Here is a 17,254-nt window from a genome sequence, read left to right as displayed (position 1 = left end):
CTACGCTCCCAGAGGCCGCAGGAGATCGCGGCTGATGATGTGGCGCTGGATTTCCGACGTGCCGTCCCAGATGCGTTCGACGCGCGCATCCCGCCAGAAGCGGGAAAGCGGCAGATCGTCCATCAGGCCCATGCCGCCATAGATCTGGATCGCCTCATCGGTGACGCGGGCGAGCATTTCGGAGGCGTAAAGCTTGGCCGAAGCGATTTCGCGATCGGAAGTCAAGCCTGCATCCAAGCGCCATGCCGCCGAAAGTGTCAGCCAGTCGGCAGCGTCGATCTCGGTGATCATGTCGGCAAGCTTGAAGGAAACCCCCTGATTGGCTCCGATTGGCCTGCCGAACTGCTTTCGCTCGGCAGCATAGGACAAGGCCATGTCGAAGACGCGCCGCGCCCGGCCGACGCAGGTGGCGGCGACAGTGAGCCGCGTGCCGTAGAGCCATTGATTGGCGAGTTCGAAACCGCGATGCACCTCGCCCAACACCTGGGAGGCCGAAATCCGGCAATCGGCAAAGCTCAAGGTGCAATTGTGATAGCCGCGGTGGGAGACGGAATCGTAGCCCTTGAGGATTTCAAAGCCTGGAGTGCCGCGATCGATCAGAAATGCCGTGATCTTCTTCTTGAGACCCCTTGGCGTTTCCTCTTCGCCGGTTGCGGCAAAGACGATGATGAAATCGGCGACATCGGCATGCGAGATGAAATGCTTGGTGCCATTGAGAACGAAATCACCGCCGTCGCTGCGAGCGGAGCATTTCATGCCGCGCATGTCGGAACCGGCATCGGGCTCGGTGATCGCCAGCGCGTCGATCTTTTCTCCGCGGACGGCGGGAAGCAGATACCGTTCGCGCTGCTCGCCCTCGCAGGCCATCAGGATGCCGGAGGGACGGCCGAAAAAGACCGTCAGCGCCATGGAGCCCCGACCGAGTTCCCGCTCGACAAGCGTGAAAGTGACATGATCGAGGCCGGCGCCGCCCGCCTCTTCGGGGAAATTGCAGGCGTAGAAGCCGAGGTCGATGCATTTGCGCCGGATCTGAGCCGCAAGATCTGGCGGAACGAAACCCGTGCGCTCGACTTCGTTCTCACGCGGATAGATTTCGGTTTCGACGAAGCCGCGGACCGTCTTGACGATCATTTCCTGTTCTTCGCTGAGGCCGAAATCCATGTTGATCTCCCTATCGTTTCTGGCCGACATGGCGGCCAACCCCATCGGGGGGAGGCAGCTTTGCATGGGCCGCGGCAATCAGGTTCGCTTTGTCGAGGACTGCGATTGGCGCCGGCGTCGCCTTGCCGGCTTGGGAATCGACATGCAGCAGCATCTGCTCGGCGGTGGCGAGCAAGGCGCCGCTTTCAGTGTCGCGGATCGTGTGGAAGAGTTGCAGCCGCTTCTCATCGACTGCGAGGATCTGGCAGGTCGAATGGATCGCCTGCCCGAGCTTGGCCTCGCCAAGATGGCGGATATGGGTCTCGACCGTATAGTAGCTCTGCCCGGCCTCGACATAGGCAAGATCGACCCCGATCAACCGCAGAAGCGCGTCGGACGTATCGCCGAAAACCTGCAGGTAGCGATGCTCCGTCATATGGCCATTATAGTCGACCCAGGCGGGGCTTACCTTCGTCTCGACGAGCTTGAGGGGGCCAGAAGGATCGGCAGTAGTGGTTTTCCCACCGCCTGCTGCCCACAGGGACCGTTCGAAATCCTTCAGCAACTGGCCGGCGCCCCAGCCCTTGCCGTCATTTCCGGCCTTCAGCGCCTGCAGGATGCCGACGAGATTTTCGTCGCGGATGCGCTCCAGTGCGCGGATTGAAAGGCCGGCAGCCTGTTCGTCGGATTGTTTTCCGATCTTCTCGATCAGCGCTTCGTCGAGATCCACGACGTCGGTGAGCTTCGTCCATGGCCAGGCGAGACACGGACCGAACTGGGCGAGGAAATGGCGCATTCCGGCCTCGCCGCCGGCAATGCGATAGGTCTGGAACAGACCCATCTGCGCCCAGCGCAATCCGAAGGAATATCGGATGACGTCGTCGAGCGTTTCGACGGTGCAGATATCGTCATGGATGAGCCAGAGCGCCTCGCGCCAGAGCGCTTCGAGCAGCCGGTCGCCGACGAAGGCCTCGATCTCCTTGGCAATATGAACGCCCTTCATGCCGATTGGAGCGAGCCGCTCCATCGCGGCCTCGATAGTCGCTTTCGAGGTCTTCTCACCGCCGACGATTTCCACCAGCGGCAGCAGGTAGACGGGGTTGTAGGGATGGGCGACGAAGAGGCGCTCGGGATGTTTCATGTCGCGCTGCAGGTCGCTTGGCAGCAGGCCTGATGTGGACGAGCCGATCAGCGCGTCCGGTCGTGCCGCAGCATCGATTTCCGTCAATACGCGGCGCTTGAGGTCAAGCCGTTCGGGCACGCTTTCCTGGATCCAGTCCGCGTCGGAGACGGCCTCTTGCAGCGACGTTTCAAAGGTAAGCCGGCCGCGCTGCGGCAGCGGTGCGCCAGTCAGCATGGCATAGGCTTTTTCCGCATTGGCAAGGACCTCGCCGACGATGCGGCTTGCTTCCGGATGCGGATCGAAGACGCTGACATCGATACCGGCAAGTAGAAAGCGTGCAATCCATCCGCCGCCGATGACGCCGCCGCCAATACAGGCCGCTTTGGTAATTCCTGTCATGTCGTCCTCAGCGTTTCGTCAGCTTCAGTTTCTTGCGGACGTCCTCAGGACCGATGATCCTGGCACCCATGCCTTCGACCACCTGCACGGCCTTTTCGACGAGCTGCGCGTTGGTGGCGAGAGTGCCCTTGCCGATATAGAGATTGTCCTCCAGGCCAACGCGGACATTGCCGCCCGCCAGAACCGCGGCAGCCGGATAGGCCATGGCGTTGCGACCGATCGAAAAGGCGGAGAAGGTCCAGCTATCGGGCACGTTGTTGACCATGGCCATGAAGGTGTTGAGATCGTCAGGGGCACCCCAGGGAATGCCCATGCAGAGCTGGATCAGCACCGGATCTTCGATCAGGCCTTCTTCGGCGAGCTGCTTTGCAAACCACAGATGGCCGGTGTCGAAGGCTTCGATCTCCGGGCGCACGCCGAGATCGGTCATTTTCCTGGCCATTGCCCGCAGCATGGCGGGCGTGTTGGTCATGACGTAATCGCCGAGATTGAAGTTCATCGTGCCGCAGTCGAGCGTGCAGATTTCCGGCAGGCATTCGGCGACATGGCTGACGCGCTCGGTTGCCCCTGCCATGTCCGTTCCCGCCGCCTTCAGGGGAAGGGGACTTTCGACATCGCCAAAAATCAGGTCTCCGCCCATACCGGCCGTCAGGTTCAGCACCACGTCGACGTCGGCCGAACGGATGCGGTCGGTGACCTCCCTGTAGAGGGCGTTGCGGCGGCTCGCAGCACCCGTTTCCGGATCGCGGACATGGCAGTGAACGACTGCCGCCCCAGCCTTGGCGGCATCGATCGCGGAATCCGCGATCTGCTTGGGAGTGATGGGAACGTGGCTGGATTTCGAAACCGTATCGCCGGCACCGGTTACGGCACAGGTGATGAAGACATCGCGGTTCATCGCAAGAGGCATGATTGTTGTTCTCCCTCGTCTTGGGGGCATTACGCGCCAGGATGAGAGAGGATGCTTTGCATTTTCGGAATCGATCGATACATTATCGGAACACCAGGGAGGGGACTGTGCTGGAGCGATCGACGGAACGGCTCGACATCGATCTTCTCGTCCTGCCGGACACTAACCTCATCCTCATTGCCTCTGTCATCGAACCGCTGCGCGGGGCAAACCGCATTTCCGGCAGCGAGCTTTACCGCTGGCGCATCTTCACGCCTGATGGAGAAGCTGTGCCGACAACCAGCCACATTGCCATACCGACACAGGGAACGTTCCAGACCACGGCATCGGATACGCCACTCTTCGTGCTGGCGAGCTACAACTGGCGGCAAAGCGCGACAGCGGGCCTGAAGATGCAGCTATCGCAGGCAGCACGCCACCGGACCATGATCGCCGGCATCGAATCCGGCACCTGGCTGGTTGCCGAAGCCTGCCTGCTCGACGGCTTGTCTGCGACGGTGCATTGGGAGGATTACGAGGATTTCGCGCTTGCCTATCCGCAGGTTTCGGCCGTCAAGGACCGGTTCGTTATCGACGGCAAGCGGCTGACGACATCAGGCTCACTGCCGACCGTGGATCTGATGCTGGAGATCATCCGGCGGCGCCAGAGCTATTCGCTGGCGCTCGAGGTCAGCCGGCTGTTCCGCTATGAGCAGCCATCCTTTCATGCCGACGAGGCGCTATCGGCAGGCTTGCGCATGGACGATCCGCGGGTGGCCCACGCCGTACGGCTGATGGAGGACAATATCGAGCAACCGATCGTGCTAGCGCGGCTTGCCCGCAGGGTCGGGATCAGCGCCCGGCACCTGCAGGATCTCTTTCAGGCCTCGATCGGCGCGCCGCCCCATATCCACTATCTTGCCCTGAGACTGAACGCGGCGCGGCGCAAGGTGATAGAGACGACGGCGTCCTTCGCCGACATCGCAGCCGCAACCGGCTTCAATTCGGCCTCCGCCTTCGCGCGAAGCTATCGGGCAAGCTATTCCGAAAGTCCCTCGGAAACGCGGCGACGGCTGCGGCGTCCGGTCAGGCCATCGGAGGCCCGGCCATAGGCTGGAAGGCGTCGCGCACCATCTCGGCAAGCTCGCGAACCGCTTCGCTCGACCGGAAGGTGTTGCGACGAAGCACGACCCTTGAGGAATCGACCGGCGGGAAGCCGTCCTCGGTCGTCAGTTCCCGGCAGCCGGGTGGGATGTTGCTGCGCGACAGCGTGGTGACGGCAAGACCGGCGGTCACGGCGTTCTTCAGTCCGGAGCTGGTATCGGCAATGAAGGCGACCCGGTAGTTGCGACCGAGCTGGTGCAGCGATTTCAATGCAAAATCGCGACACCAGCTCGAGTCTCTGTAGGTTGCGATCGGCAGCGGGTCGATGTCGTGCAGCCGGTGGACGATCGAGGTCACCCAGACAGTCGGATCGATGCAGAGCACCTCGCCACTCATCTGATCGCTCCAGTCGAAGACGACGGCGAGATCGAGCTCGTCGCGTTCCAGGGCGGCGATGTTGCGAACAGTATAATCGCAGGAGATTGTGACCTCGACAGCCGGATGACGCACGGCGAAGGCTGCAAGTGCTGCGGGCAGCACGGTCTGGCTATATTCCTCGGGAATGCCGATGCGAACCGGTCCGCCGAGCGGTTTGCTGCGGATTGTCGCCGCCGCCTCGCTCAGGAGATCGATGACACGGCGGGCATAGGGAACAAGCTGGACGCCCTGACGTGTCAGCACCACCCCGCGGGCGCCGCGTTCGAACAGTGCTTCGCCGATCGTGTCTTCCAGCTTCTTGATCGCCGCGCTGATCGCAGATTGCGTTCTGCCGACGCGCTGTGCGGCCGCAGAGAAATTGGTGGTCTCGACGACGACGAGGAAGGTCCGGAGAAGATCACTCTCGATGGGCTCGCGCATGGACAGCCATAGAAAAAATCGATGACATCCATCTCTACTATTCGTTTGTCTGATGTCAATTGCGGGTGCAGAAAGGAGGTGCGTTCGACTTTTCCTCCTTCGAGACTAACTTGCGTGACCATTGACCATCCGGCCAGGCACCTCGGTGCCGGCGAGCGCGAGAAGGGCATCCTTCTCGTCATCGGGGCGACACTTGCCTGGAGTGCCAGCGGCGTCTACTCGCGGCTCCTGACGACAGACGTCTGGACGGCGATCGCCTGGCGTTCGCTGTTCGGCGGGCTGTTCCTGCTGATCCCCTGCCTGTTCCTCGAAGGCGGGATATCACGAAAGCAATGGCGTTCGGTCCTGCATCCGTCCGGCCTGGCGATGATTGTCTGCCAGACGGTCAGCCAGGGCTGCTTCATCGGGGCGCTCTATATGACCAGCGTTGCGAATGTGACGATGATCTATTCGACCGCACCCTTTATCGCCGCCCTGTTTGGATGGATCATCCTGAAAGAAGGTGTCGGACGGCGCACGATGATTGCCGGGGGCATTTCTCTTCTGGGTGTTGTGGTCATCGTCGCCTCGTCGATCGGCGGTGGCACCGGGGTCGGCGACCTGTTGGCGCTTGGCATGACGGTCTCCTTCGCGCTCGTCATCGTCATCCCGCGCATCAATCCTGAAGTGCCGAGCCTGCCGCCGACTGTTGTCAGCGCCTTCCTGACGCTCGTCATCTTCGCTCCCTTCGGCTCGGTCGGCTCGCTTGATCTTCATAACTGGATCGTGCTTGCTGCTTTCGGTGCGACCAATTTTTCGCTGGCGCTTGTGCTTTTCCTCGCCGGGGCCAGGCGAATGCCGCCGGCCGAAGCTGCGCTGATCGGGACGATGGAGATCGTGCTGACCCCGTTCTGGGTCTGGCTTCTGTTCTCCGAGCAACCGCCTGTCGCCACCTTCTTCGGCGGCGCCATCATCTTCGCAGCCGTTCTCTGGCATACCGCCGTCGACCTCAGCCGTAGTCGGCGGGCGCATGCCGGCTAGAAAGCGACGCCGATCGGATCGTCATTTCAGGCGGCATGGGTCAGAATAGCGGTTTGATTGCCACTCCCACCCAAGCAACGAGTGCGGATATGTCCTCCAAAGACCCCCTGCTGCAGCCGTTTCAACTCAAGCACCTGACGCTGAAAAACCGCGTCATGTCGACCGCTCACGAGCCGGCTTATTCGGAAAACGGCATGCCGACGGATCGCTACCGGCTCTATCACAGGGAAAAGGCGAGAGGCGGTATCGCACTGACCATGACGGCGGGATCGGCGGTCGTCTCGCCTGACTCTCCGCCGTCCTTCGGCAATCTCCATGCCTATCGGGACGAGATCGTGCCTTGGTTGAAGAGACTTGCCGACGACTGTCATGAGTTCGGTGCGGCGGTCATGATCCAACTCACGCATCTCGGCCGCCGCACAAGCTGGAACAAGGGCGACTGGCTGCCCGTTCTGGCGGCCTCGCCGATCCGCGAGCCGGCGCACCGGGCCTTCCCGAAAGAGGTGGAAGACTGGGACATCGAGCGTATCGTGGCCGACTATGCAAGCGCCGCGCAGCGCATGCAGGAAGCCGGCCTCGACGGCGTCGAGATCGAGGCTTACGGCCATCTGCTCGATGGTTTCTGGTCGCCTGCAACCAACCAGCGTGAGGACGAATTTGGCGGCTCGCTCGACAACCGCATGCGTTTTTCTGTCATGGTCACGCAGGCGGTTCGCGAGGCGGTTGGGCCGGATTTCATCGTCGGCATGCGCCTTGTCGCAGACGAGGACTGGGAGAAGGGACTATCGCGCGAGGAAGGTATAGAGATCGCCTCACGATTTGCCCGATCCGGCGATATCGATTTTCTCAACATCATTCGGGGTCATATCGACAATGATGTTGCGCTCACCGAGGTCATTCCGATCCAGGGCATGGCATCTGCCCCGCATCTCGATTTTGCCGGCGAAGTGAGGGCGACAACCAAGTTCCCCGTCTTTCATGCCGCACGCATCGGTGACGTGGCAACAGCCCGTCATGCCATCGCCGAGGGAAAGCTCGACATGGTCGGCATGACGCGCGCCCATATTGCCGACCCGCATATCGTGCGCAAGATCGAGAGTGGCGAGGAGGCACGCATCCGGCCCTGCGTCGGCGCCACCTATTGTCTCGACCGGATCTACGAAGGCGGCGAGGCGCTCTGCATCCACAACGCTGCGACCGGTCGTGAAGGAGAAATCCCACATGAGATCGCCAAGGCGGAAATCCGCCGCAAGGCGGTCGTGGTGGGTGCCGGACCGGGCGGCCTCGAGGCCGCCCGTGTGCTCGCGGAGCGCGGTCATGCGGTGGATGTACTGGAAGCGACAGGAAAGGCTGGCGGACAAGTCAATCTGCTCATCCGAAATCCCCGACGCAAGGAGATGATAGGCATTATCGATTGGCGGCTGGCGGAACTTGAGCGGCTGGGTGTTCGCATGCACTATGATGTCTACGCAGAGGCAAGCGACGTCATTGCTCTTGAACCCGATCTCGTTGTCATTGCGACCGGTGGCATCGCGCAGCAACCAGAACTCGATGCAGGCGATGAGCTTGTGACATCTTCCTGGGAAATCCTCGCCGGCGGCGCCAGGATCGCCGACACGGTGCTGCTCTTCGATGACAATGGCGGACATCCGGGCATGTCGGCGGCTGAGGTGATTGCCAGAAGCGGCGCCGAACTCGAGCTTGTCTCGCCCGAACGCTTTTTCGCGCCTGATATGGGTGGCATGAATCACGTGCCATACGCCCGTGCCTTCGCCGAACGCAATGTCAGGGTTACCATCAACACGCGGCTCAAATCCGTCCGCCGCGATGGCAATGCCCTCGTCGCCGTACTCGGATCGGATTTCGCAGACCGTGCAGAGTGGGAGCGGCGTGTCTCCCAGGTCGTTGTCGAGCACGGCACCCTTGCCAATGATGGGCTCTATCTCGAGCTGAAGCCGCTTTCGCGAAATCTTGGTGCCGTGGACTATTCCGCCCTGATCAATCGTCAGTCACCGCTGCGACAGCGCAACCGCGAGGGGCGTTTCGACCTCGTGCGGATCGGTGACGCCGTTTCCAGCCGCAATATCCACGCTGCAGTCTATGATGCTCTGAGGCTATGTTCGCTGTTTTGAGCTCTTGACGGTGGGGTTTCCTACCGCGGTGGGCCTGGCTTTTGTGCGCAGTATGTTGTGGGACTTTGGACTAGGTTGCCGCGGCATGTTCGAGCATCTCGTAGAGATCCTCGGCGAAGCTGCGCAGTACCGTGAGCTCGAAGCGTGCTGCCTGCGTGCGCGTCAGCTGGACGGAGACATGCCCGAAAAGCGTAACGGCCGATTGGCCGATAGGGAAGGCGGCGGCATCGAGATCGACTGCCGTTCCCTGAGCGAGCAGGTCGGCAGCGCGGGGACCGGAAAGAGCGATGCGGATGCGGCCGTGGCTCTGGTCGCTGACGAAGCCTCTGCCTTTCAGATGATCGGCAAGCAGGGCGATGCGCGAGGGCGGCAGGCTTTCTTCGCCTGTTATATACCATTGCTGATAACCGGCCGCTCGCACAGTACTCGTTGCCAATCCAGCGGTGGGGAGCGCGTTGGCGAGACTATCGCCATCAAATGCGCCTATGACATGCAGGAGATGGCCTTCCGGCAGCGGCTCCAGTCGGATGCCGGAGCCTTCAACTGTCGCTTTGTCGGCGAGGGCGGGCTTATGTTCCGGACGTTCAGGCATGGAGCTTCTCATTGTCGGGATCGATGAAGACAGGACTGCAGAGCGCGGCCTCGGTGAATTCGTTTCTCAGTCCATTCCAGACCACGACCTTTTCCCCTATGCGCTCCGGCCCGCGTTTGACGAGCGCAAGTCCGATCGTATGGCCAAGGCTCGGCGAGAAGGCGCTCGAGGTTACATAGCCCTGATCGTTTTCGAGAGTGGCAGCGGAATGTTCGGCAAGGATGTGTGAGCCGGTGCGGAAGCTCATCGCCGGATCGAGCGGCTTGACGCCGACGAGGCGGAGGCGGTCTCGGGCCTGCAAACCTTCACGGGCGAGCATCGCCTTGCCGACAAAGTCGGGTTTGGTGGCCGAGACCATGCGGGCAAAGCCGAGATCGCCCGGCGTAACCGTTCCGTTGATCTCGGCATGGGTGACATGGCCCTTCTCGATGCGCATCACCCCGAGCGCCTCGGCACCGTAGGGGCAAATGCCGTGCTTTTCACCAGCCTGTATGATCCGGTCGGCGACCCATTCGCCGTAGCCGGCCGGCACGGCGAGTTCATAGGCGAGTTCGCCGGAGAAGGAGATCCGGAAGAGCCGGCCTTCGAGCGAGCCCCCGAAGAGCGAGACCACACGGGCGCTCATGAAGGGGAAGGCGGCATCGGAAATATCCTCGTCGACGATCTCGGACAGGATCGCCCGTGATTTCGGACCGGCGACCGCCATCTGCGCCCATTGGTCGGTCGAAGAGGCAAAACGGACGTCGAGCTCCGGCCAGAGCGTCTGGGAACAGAATTCGAGATGGGTCAGCACGCCGGCGGCGAGCGCCGTCGTTGTCGTCATGAAGAAATGGTCCTCGCCGAAACGGCTCGTCGTGCCGTCATCGTAGATCATGCCGTCCTCGCGCAGCATGATGCCGTAGCGCGCCCGGCCGACGGGCAGTTTGGCAAAGCCGTTGCAGTAGACGCGGTCGAGGAAGGCAGCGGCGTCATTGCCGAAGACCTCGATCTTGCCGAGGGTGGACACGTCGCAAATGCCGGCATTCCGCCGGATGTTCAGCACCTCACGGTCGACGCTCTCGCGCCAACTCGTCTCACCTGTGCGTGGAAACCAGGAGGAGCGGTACCATAGCCCCGTCTCGACGAAGACAGCGCCATTCTTCTTGGCCCAGCCATGCAGCGGCGATTTGCGCACCGGCTGGAAATGACGGCCGCGCGAGGCGCCTGTCAGCGCGCCGAAGGAGACAGGCGTATAGAAGGGACGGAATGTGGTCGTGCCGACTTCGGCAGGCGATACTCCGCGGACTTCAGCTAGGATGCCGATTGCATTGATATTGGAAAGCTTGCCCTGATCGGTCGCCATACCGCTGGTCGTATAGCGTTTGGCAAGCTCGACATGCCCATAGCCCTCGCGAACAGCAAGGCCGAGATCCTTGAGGTGCACGTCGTTCTGATAATCGATAAAGGCCTTGCCCTTTGAGCCCTTGATGGACCAGAGCGGCCTCGGGTTTGCCTCGGTTTCCTCGACAGGCGCGAAGGCGGGCTCGACCTTCGTGAAGCCGATCGCCTTCAGCGCCTCGGCCGCCTTGGCCGCGCCATCGCCGAGGCAGGCGGCGGTTGCGCCGAGCCCGGCCGCAGAGCCGGCGATCGATAGCCCCTGTTGGCGCTCCGGTGCCAGAAAGGCTGCCTTCTCGTCCGACCAGACCGGTCTGGCGCCGCGATGGCAAGCAAGGTGGATGATGGGGCTCCAGCCGCCGGACATGGCAAGCGCGTCGGCCTCGATGCGCTGCATTCCCGAGTTCGTCTCAACGGCGAGATGGCGCAGGCGCTTGCCGCCATGTGCGTCGAGTACGCGGCTTCCGGTCAAGAGGGGCGCCCTGCCGGACCAGGCATTTCCGGCCGCGCGGCTATCGATGACGGCGGCGACATCGAGGCCGGCAGCTTCGAGTGCGGCTGCCGTGCGATAGCCGGAAGCGTTGCTTGTGAAGACGACGGTGCGGGCGCCGGGTGCTACTGCCTGGCAGCTGAGATAGCTGTGCATTGCGTCAGCCATCATCACGCCCGGAATGTCATTGCCGCCGAAGACCAGCGGGCGCTCCTCGGCGCCCGAGGCGAGGATTGCCTGTTTGGCGATGATGCGCCAGAGCCGCTCGACGGGGCGATGCGGATCGGGCAGTGCCACATGTTTTTGCACACGCTCGACGGCGCCGAAGACATTATCGTCGTACCAGCCGACGACTGTAGTGCGCGCCAGGAGACGGACATTCGCCAGGCCCTCGAGTTCGTCGAGCATGTCCTGCAGTGCGGTGCCGCTTTCGAGGAGCAGGCTGCCGCCGAGCGCGAAACTTTCATCGGCGAGGATGACGCGGGCACCGGCGCGCCCTGCCGTCAGCGCCGCTGCAAGGCCGGCAGGCCCCGCGCCGACGACAAGCAGATCGCAGTGAGCCCAGCGCTTCTCGTAGGAATCCGGATCTGGCTCGTAGGAAGCCTTGCCGAGGCCCGCGGCCTTGCGAATCAGCGGCTCGTAGAGCTTTTCCCAAAGGGCGGCCGGCCACATGAAGGTCTTGTAGTAGAAGCCTGCGCTCAGGAAGGGCGAGAGCAAGCCGTTGACGGCGCCAATGTCGAAGCCGAGCGAGGGCCAGCGGTTCTGGCTGCGGGCGACAAGCCCGTCATGGAGCTCGATCATCGTCGCGCGCGTATTGGCTTCCGTGCGACCGCCGGTGCCTGTCGTCACCAGCGCGTTGGGCTCGGCCGCACCCGCGGTCAGAATGCCGCGCGGCCGGTGATACTTGAAGCTGCGGCCGACAAGCTGGATGCCATTGGCAAGAAGGGCGGAGGCAAGCGTATCGCCGGGATGGCCCGTCAGCTCACTGCCATCGAAGGAAAAGTTCAGCGTGCGCGATCGGTCGATCCGGCCGCCGCTGGGAAGCCGCGAACTCGTCATGCCGCACCTCCGAGCTTGGCGAGCGCGGCATCACTGACGGTGTGAACGGCATGGCTGACAGTGTCGCGCTCGACAATCAGCCAGCGCCGGCAGCCGGAGGAATGGTGCCAGTATTCCTTGTGCCGTCCCTTCGGATTGTCCCGCAGATAGACGTAGTCGTACCAGACGCCGGCATCCGCATCCCCTGTCGGTCGGGCGAGGCTCGCATCACCGCGAATAGTGAATTCTTCCTTGGGACGGACACCGCAATGGGGGCAGGAAATCAGGCTTGCCATGGCGTCAGGTCCTCAATGCAGGTTGGGCTGGGCGCCGACGCCCTTTTCATCGATCTGATAGCCGCGCCGGAAGCGGTCGAGGCGCAGCTCGCGCGCCGTCTCGTGCGGCTCGTTGCGGGCGATCAGATGAGCGTAGCAATAGCCGGAGGCGGGTGTCGCCTTGAAGCCGCCGTAGCACCAGCCGGCATTCAGATAGAGATTATCGATATGGGTTCGGTCGATGATCGGCGAGCCGTCCATGCTCATGTCCATGACGCCGCCCCAGGTTCGCAGGTACCTGACCCGCGTCAGCGAGGGAATCATCGCGACGCCTGCTTCGGCGACATGTTCGACGGTCGCAAGATTGCCGCGCTGTGCATAGGAATTGTAGCCATCGATATCGCCGCCGAAGACGAGGCCGCCCTTGTCCGATTGCGAAACGTAGAAATGGCCGGCGCCAAAGGTGACGACGGTATCGATGAAAGGCTTCAGCCCCTCGGTGACGAAGGCCTGCAGCACATGGCTCTCGATTGGCAGGCGCAGGCCCGCCATGTCGGCGACCACGGTGGAATTGCCGGCGGCAGCGAGCGCCAGCTTGCCGCAGCCGATGAAGCCTCGGGTGGTCTCGACGCCTGTCACGCTGCCATTCTCGCTGCGAATGCCGGTAACCTCGCAATTGGTGATGATATCGACGCCGCGGCTGTCGGCGCCACGGGCATAACCCCAGGCGACCGCATCGTGGCGCACCGTGCCGCCGCGCGGCTGACGGAGGCCGCCCAAGATGGGGAATCGGGCATTGTCGAAATCGAGGAAGGGCAGCATCTTGCGGACCGCAGCCCGGTCGAGGAGCTCTGCATCGACGCCATGCAGGCGCATGGCATTGCCACGCCTTGTGTAGGCATCGCGCTGCGCATCGGAATGGAAGAGGTTCAGCACGCCGCGCTGTGAGACCATGGCGTTGAAATTGAAATCCTGTTCCAGCCCTTCCCAGAGCTTCATCGAAAGCTCGTAGAAAGGGTTGTTGCCGGGCAGCAGGTAATTGGAGCGGATGATTGTCGTGTTGCGGCCGATGTTGCCGGAGCCGAGATAGCCCTTCTCCAACACGGCGACATTGGTGATGCCGAATGTCTTCGCGAGATAATAGGCCGTCGAAAGACCGTGGCCGCCGCCACCCACGATGATCACGTCATAATGCGGCTTCGGCGAGGGCTGACGCCAGGCAGGTGCCCAGCCACTGTTGCCGCGAAGCCCGTTTAAGAAGATGGAAAGAGCGGAATAGCGCATGGATAGATCCGGTGGGAGCTGGTGCCATGATGCCAGAAAGGCGGGGTGAGACTTGCCTGTTTAGGACATTTGTCGATAAGAATGGGACATGAGGTCCATAGAAGCAAAAAACCTTCATTCCATCGGCTTCATTCTTCTGCCGGGATTTGCCCTGATGTCCTATGCCTCGGCGAGCGAACCGCTGCGCGCGGCCAATCTGCTTGCCGGGCGGGAAATCTACCACATCTCATGCTTCTCGCCGCAAGGCGGAGCGGTGTTGTCTTCTGGCGGCGTGCCTGTTCCGGCGGCGCCACTTCCCGGTCGCGGTTTCGGGCTCGGCACTGTCTTCGTCTGCGCCGGCGGTTCGCCGCGCGACTGGCACTATCCGACCGTACTCTCCTGCTTGCGCCAACTCGCACGCGAGGGTGTGCGCATCGGCGGCATTTCGGGCGGTCCCTATCTTCTGGCCGAGGCTGGGCTGCTGACAGGCCGTGACTTTACGATCCATTGGGAGCATGCGCCGGCGCTCCTCGAAGCCTTTCCCGACCTGTCGCCGCGCCAGGCGCGTTTCGTCGTCGACGGCAACCGCATTACCTGCGGGGGCGGCATTGCGCCGCTCGACATGATGCATGCGCTGATCGCCGAGCGCATGGGGCCGGATTTCGCCCGCCGGGTCAGCGACTGGTTCCTGCACACCGAGGTCGGCGAGCCAGCGGCGCCCCAGCGCGCCTCCCTTGCCGAACGCTACGGCGTGCATCATCCGGGTCTGCTGAGCGTCCTGGAAAAGATGGAGGAAACCATCGAGATGCCGCTTAACCGCACAGCCATGGCCCGCATTGCCGGGGTGACGCCGCGTCATCTCGACCGTCTGTTCACTGCCCATCTCGGCATGACCTTCCTCGAGCAATACAGACGCATCAGGCTGCAGCATGCCCGAAGGCTCATCGAGCAGAGCCCGCTGTCGATTTCCGAGATCGCCATTGCGACAGGTTTTTCCGGAGCCGCGCATTTTTCACGCCTCTTTCGCGGCTTCTACGGCACCAGCCCGAGTTCAGTCCGCAAGCTCTGACTTTCTTCACGGTTGAGAAGATTTCACTCTGGCGATAGGGTGTCTTGCAAGGAAGCCACCGAAGGACCGCGAATGAAGACCAAGCTGGATGAAACGTCGAGCCAGGAGCATGCCCATGCGATTCGCCAGGCCCTGTCCCAGAATCCGCATGCGGTGCGCGAGCCGAAGGAAAACAATCTCGAAATGGCGATCGGCCATGAGGTGCGCGCCTATCGCAAGAAGCTCGGCATCACCGTCACCGATCTCGCCGCTGCGACCGGCATTTCTCTCGGCATGCTGTCGAAGATCGAGAACGGCAATATTTCACCGTCGCTGACGACCTTGCAGTCGCTGTCGCGCGCCCTCGGCGTGCCGTTGACGGCCTTCTTCCGCCGCTACGAGGAACCGCGCAACGCCGTTTTCGTCAAGGCCGGCCAAGGCATCGAGCTTGAGCGGCGCGGCACACGCGCTGGCCATCAATACAATTTGCTCGGCCATATCGACAACAATAGCAGTGGCGTCATCGTCGAACCCTATCTCATCACGCTGACGACGGATTCGGATGTCTTTCCGACCTTCCAGCATGAAGGCATGGAGCTGATCTATATGCTGGACGGAGAGGTCGTCTATCGCCATGGCGATCAGCTTTTCCCGATGCAGCCGGGCGACAGCCTGTTCTTCGACGCCGATGCCCCGCACGGGCCGGAAAAGCTTGTGAAATTGCCGAGCCGCTATCTCTCCATCATCAGCTATCCGCAGCGCGGCAAGAATGACTAACTTGCCTTAAAGGAAAAAAATATTCCTACAGGTTGAAAACCTAAAATAGACCTGATAGTCATTTTGCAGACGCGAAATGGAGGTTCTGTCATGTGCGGAATTGTGGGTCTCTTCCTGAAGGATAAAAGCCTGGAACCGGAGCTCGGCGCGATGCTGTCGTCCATGCTGGTGACGATGACGGACCGCGGGCCTGATAGCGCAGGTATTGCGATCTACGGCGCAAGCAGCGGCAATAGCGCAAAGATCACCGTGCAGTCCGCCAAGCCGAAGAAGGATTTCTCCGGTCTTGAGGCGGAGCTCATGAAGGAACTCGGCACGGACGTCTCAATCGACATCAAGAGCACCCATGCCGTTGTCACTCTGCCGAAGGGCATGCTCGAAGAGGGCCGTGCCGCTATCGCCGAATTGCGCCCCGACATCCGTATCATGAGCAGCGGCGACGCGATCGAGATCTACAAGGAGACCGGCCTGCCGAAGGACGTCGTTTCGCGTTTCGCCGTCAATTCCATGGCCGGAACACATGGCATCGGCCATACCCGCATGGCGACGGAATCGGCTGTTACCACGCTCGGCGCCCATCCTTTCTCCACCGGCTCCGACCAGTGCCTCGTCCATAACGGCTCGCTCTCCAACCACAACAACCTTCGCCGTGAACTGAAGCGCGAAGGCATGACCTTCGAGACCGAGAACGACACCGAGGTTGCCGCCGCCTACCTGACCGCTGAAATGGCCAAGGGCAAGAATCTCGGCGAGGCGCTGGAAGGTGCCGTCGACGATCTCGATGGTTTCTTCACCTTTGTCGTCGGCACCAAGTCCGGCTTCGGCGTCGTGCGCGATGCGATCGCTTGCAAGCCTGCCGTCATGGCTGAGACCGACCGTTACGTTGCATTCGGCTCGGAATACCGCGCGCTCGTCAACCTGCCCGGCATCGAGGCCGCGCGCGTCTGGGAGCCGGAGCCTGCGACTGTCTATTTCTGGGAACGCTGAGGGCTGCTGCGGCTGCCCTCACCCCATCGGCTCGATTTCATTTCAGGACGATTTCATGCCCACATTCGATCTTGCGGTGACCCCGCTTCGTGACCTCAACCAGGCCCTGCATGACATTGCGCCGGGCGACAACGACCTGCAGTTCGATGTCGTCAATCCGCGTGGCCATCATGCCGTCGCATCAGGCGTGCATGCGCCCGTCAGCATCGATATCCACGGCAGTGTCGGCTACTATTGCGGCGGCATGAACGAGGAAGCCGTCATCACCGTGCACGGCTCGGCCGGCCCCGGTGTCGCGGAAAACATGATGTCCGGGCGTATCACCATCAAGGGTGATGCCAGCCAGTATGCCGGCGCCACCGGGTGTGGCGGATTGCTCGTCATCGAGGGCAATGCCTCCTCGCGTTGTGGCATCTCGATGAAGGGCATCGACATCGTCGTGCGCGGCAATATCGGCCACATGTCCGCCTTCATGGCGCAGGCCGGCAACCTTGTCGTACTCGGCGATGCGGGCGAGGCGCTCGGCGATTCCCTCTACGAGGCCCGCATCTTCGTGCGCGGCAAGGTCGAGAGCCTTGGCGCGGACTGCATCGAAAAGGAAATGCGGAGCGAACATATCGAGCTTCTCGCCGCACTGCTTGCAAAGGCCGGCATCAGCGATGTGCGACCGGAGGAGTTCAGCCGCTACGGCTCATCTCGCAAACTCTACAATTTCAACGTCGACAATGCCGAAGCCTATTGAATC

At 62.0% G+C, this 17,254-nt stretch carries 15 protein-coding genes; 7 read left to right on the top strand and 8 right to left on the bottom strand.

Translation table 11 applies throughout. From position 1 onward, the window contains the following. The 3 genes from H4W29_RS23695 to bcoG are packed head-to-tail and all read right to left on the bottom strand — an operon-like array spanning window position 1 to window position 3,572. Complete coding sequence (locus H4W29_RS23695) at window positions 1–1,161, bottom strand: acyl-CoA dehydrogenase family protein (protein ID WP_192731307.1); 1,161 nt, start codon at window positions 1,159–1,161, stop codon at window positions 1–3. A 10-nt stretch (window positions 1,162–1,171) separates the two neighbouring features. After that, window positions 1,172–2,662 (bottom strand): carnitine 3-dehydrogenase, encoded by a 1,491-nt coding sequence (locus tag H4W29_RS23690; RefSeq protein ID WP_192731306.1) that lies wholly within the window; start codon window positions 2,660–2,662, stop codon window positions 1,172–1,174. A gap of 7 nt (window positions 2,663–2,669) precedes the next feature. Then, a complete protein-coding gene (gene bcoG / locus H4W29_RS23685) occupies window positions 2,670–3,572 on the bottom strand; it encodes a 3-dehydrocarnitine:acetyl-CoA trimethylamine transferase BcoG (RefSeq protein ID WP_192731305.1) in 903 nt (300 codons plus the stop codon). Window positions 3,573–3,613: 41 nt separating this feature from the next. Here bcoG and H4W29_RS23680 point away from each other — a divergent pair, with 41 nt between their 5' ends. Beyond that, entirely contained in the window at window positions 3,614–4,663 is a 1,050-nt protein-coding gene (locus tag H4W29_RS23680; RefSeq protein WP_192731304.1) for a GlxA family transcriptional regulator, read from the top strand. Here the strand turns inward: H4W29_RS23680 and H4W29_RS23675 are convergent. Next, on the bottom strand, window positions 4,638–5,513 hold the full coding sequence (locus H4W29_RS23675; protein WP_007822164.1) for a LysR family transcriptional regulator: 876 nt from the start codon (window positions 5,511–5,513) through the stop codon (window positions 4,638–4,640). The two genes, H4W29_RS23680 and H4W29_RS23675, sit on opposite strands and share 26 nt — an antisense overlap. A 114-nt stretch (window positions 5,514–5,627) precedes the next feature. On the opposite strand from H4W29_RS23675, the gene H4W29_RS23670 reads away from it, so the two are divergent. Together H4W29_RS23670 and H4W29_RS23665 are read left to right on the top strand one after the other, a co-directional pair. Next, complete coding sequence (locus H4W29_RS23670) at window positions 5,628–6,533, top strand: DMT family transporter (RefSeq protein ID WP_192731303.1); 906 nt, start codon at window positions 5,628–5,630, stop codon at window positions 6,531–6,533. An 89-nt stretch (window positions 6,534–6,622) separates the two neighbouring features. Continuing rightward, complete coding sequence (locus H4W29_RS23665; RefSeq protein ID WP_192731302.1) at window positions 6,623–8,665, top strand: NADH:flavin oxidoreductase; 2,043 nt, start codon at window positions 6,623–6,625, stop codon at window positions 8,663–8,665. Between the two features lie 70 nt (window positions 8,666–8,735). On the opposite strand, the gene H4W29_RS23660 is transcribed toward H4W29_RS23665, so the two are convergent. From H4W29_RS23660 to H4W29_RS23645, 4 genes are read right to left on the bottom strand one after another with little or no spacing between them, the layout of a single operon-like run. Next, window positions 8,736–9,257: a sarcosine oxidase subunit gamma gene (locus H4W29_RS23660; RefSeq protein ID WP_192731301.1), complete on the bottom strand. Its 522-nt coding sequence runs from the start codon at window positions 9,255–9,257 to the stop codon at window positions 8,736–8,738. Beyond that, window positions 9,250–12,180, bottom strand: a complete 2,931-nt coding sequence (locus H4W29_RS23655; RefSeq protein ID WP_192731300.1) for a sarcosine oxidase subunit alpha family protein — start codon at window positions 12,178–12,180, stop codon at window positions 9,250–9,252. Before H4W29_RS23655 ends, H4W29_RS23660 begins: the two co-directional genes overlap by 8 nt. Then, complete coding sequence (locus tag H4W29_RS23650) at window positions 12,177–12,455, bottom strand: sarcosine oxidase subunit delta (RefSeq protein ID WP_192731299.1); 279 nt, start codon at window positions 12,453–12,455, stop codon at window positions 12,177–12,179. The genes H4W29_RS23655 and H4W29_RS23650 overlap by 4 nt, the downstream gene beginning before the upstream one ends. Before the next feature lie 12 nt (window positions 12,456–12,467). Next, window positions 12,468–13,718, bottom strand: a complete 1,251-nt coding sequence (locus tag H4W29_RS23645) for a sarcosine oxidase subunit beta family protein (RefSeq protein WP_192731298.1) — start codon at window positions 13,716–13,718, stop codon at window positions 12,468–12,470. A gap of 88 nt (window positions 13,719–13,806) precedes the next feature. Between H4W29_RS23645 and H4W29_RS23640 the strand changes: the two genes are divergently transcribed. The 4 genes from H4W29_RS23640 (at window position 13,807) to H4W29_RS23625 (ending at window position 17,251) form a co-directional block, all read left to right on the top strand. Then, a complete protein-coding gene (locus H4W29_RS23640; RefSeq protein WP_192731297.1) occupies window positions 13,807–14,766 on the top strand; it encodes a GlxA family transcriptional regulator in 960 nt (319 codons plus the stop codon). A gap of 72 nt (window positions 14,767–14,838) precedes the next feature. Beyond that, a complete protein-coding gene (locus tag H4W29_RS23635; RefSeq protein WP_192731296.1) occupies window positions 14,839–15,522 on the top strand; it encodes a helix-turn-helix domain-containing protein in 684 nt (227 codons plus the stop codon). 90 nt (window positions 15,523–15,612) lie between these two features. Next, entirely contained in the window at window positions 15,613–16,509 is an 897-nt protein-coding gene (locus H4W29_RS23630) for a class II glutamine amidotransferase (RefSeq protein WP_192731295.1), read from the top strand. 55 nt (window positions 16,510–16,564) lie between these two features. After that, complete coding sequence (locus tag H4W29_RS23625) at window positions 16,565–17,251, top strand: GltB/FmdC/FwdC-like GXGXG domain-containing protein (RefSeq protein ID WP_192731294.1); 687 nt, start codon at window positions 16,565–16,567, stop codon at window positions 17,249–17,251. Window positions 17,252–17,254 lie beyond the last annotated feature (3 nt).

It is taken from the genome of Rhizobium viscosum (assembly GCF_014873945.1).
In the GTDB taxonomy this organism is placed as follows: Bacteria; Pseudomonadota; Alphaproteobacteria; order Rhizobiales; family Rhizobiaceae; genus Rhizobium; species Rhizobium viscosum.
The sequence above is the reverse complement of the archived record's forward strand: the minus strand, read 5'-3'. Positions and strand labels throughout refer to the sequence as shown.

Excerpts from the sequence above, each read along its gene's own strand:
- H4W29_RS23640 (WP_192731297.1), top strand. The coding sequence starts at position 13,807 with ATGAGGTCCATAGAAGCAAAAAACCTTCATTCCATCGGCTTCATTCTT.
- H4W29_RS23625 (WP_192731294.1), top strand. The coding sequence starts at position 16,565 with ATGCCCACATTCGATCTTGCGGTGACCCCGCTTCGTGACCTCAACCAG.
- H4W29_RS23655 (WP_192731300.1), bottom strand. The coding sequence starts at position 12,180 with ATGACGAGTTCGCGGCTTCCCAGCGGCGGCCGGATCGACCGATCGCGC.
- H4W29_RS23665 (WP_192731302.1), top strand. The coding sequence starts at position 6,623 with ATGTCCTCCAAAGACCCCCTGCTGCAGCCGTTTCAACTCAAGCACCTG.
- H4W29_RS23660 (WP_192731301.1), bottom strand. The coding sequence starts at position 9,257 with ATGCCTGAACGTCCGGAACATAAGCCCGCCCTCGCCGACAAAGCGACA.
- H4W29_RS23650 (WP_192731299.1), bottom strand. The coding sequence starts at position 12,455 with ATGGCAAGCCTGATTTCCTGCCCCCATTGCGGTGTCCGTCCCAAGGAA.
- H4W29_RS23645 (WP_192731298.1), bottom strand. The coding sequence starts at position 13,718 with ATGCGCTATTCCGCTCTTTCCATCTTCTTAAACGGGCTTCGCGGCAAC.
- bcoG (WP_192731305.1), bottom strand. The coding sequence starts at position 3,572 with ATGCCTCTTGCGATGAACCGCGATGTCTTCATCACCTGTGCCGTAACC.
- H4W29_RS23630 (WP_192731295.1), top strand. The coding sequence starts at position 15,613 with ATGTGCGGAATTGTGGGTCTCTTCCTGAAGGATAAAAGCCTGGAACCG.
- H4W29_RS23635 (WP_192731296.1), top strand. The coding sequence starts at position 14,839 with ATGAAGACCAAGCTGGATGAAACGTCGAGCCAGGAGCATGCCCATGCG.
- H4W29_RS23680 (WP_192731304.1), top strand. The coding sequence starts at position 3,614 with ATGAGAGAGGATGCTTTGCATTTTCGGAATCGATCGATACATTATCGG.
- H4W29_RS23690 (WP_192731306.1), bottom strand. The coding sequence starts at position 2,662 with ATGACAGGAATTACCAAAGCGGCCTGTATTGGCGGCGGCGTCATCGGC.
- H4W29_RS23675 (WP_007822164.1), bottom strand. The coding sequence starts at position 5,513 with ATGCGCGAGCCCATCGAGAGTGATCTTCTCCGGACCTTCCTCGTCGTC.
- H4W29_RS23695 (WP_192731307.1), bottom strand. The coding sequence starts at position 1,161 with ATGGATTTCGGCCTCAGCGAAGAACAGGAAATGATCGTCAAGACGGTC.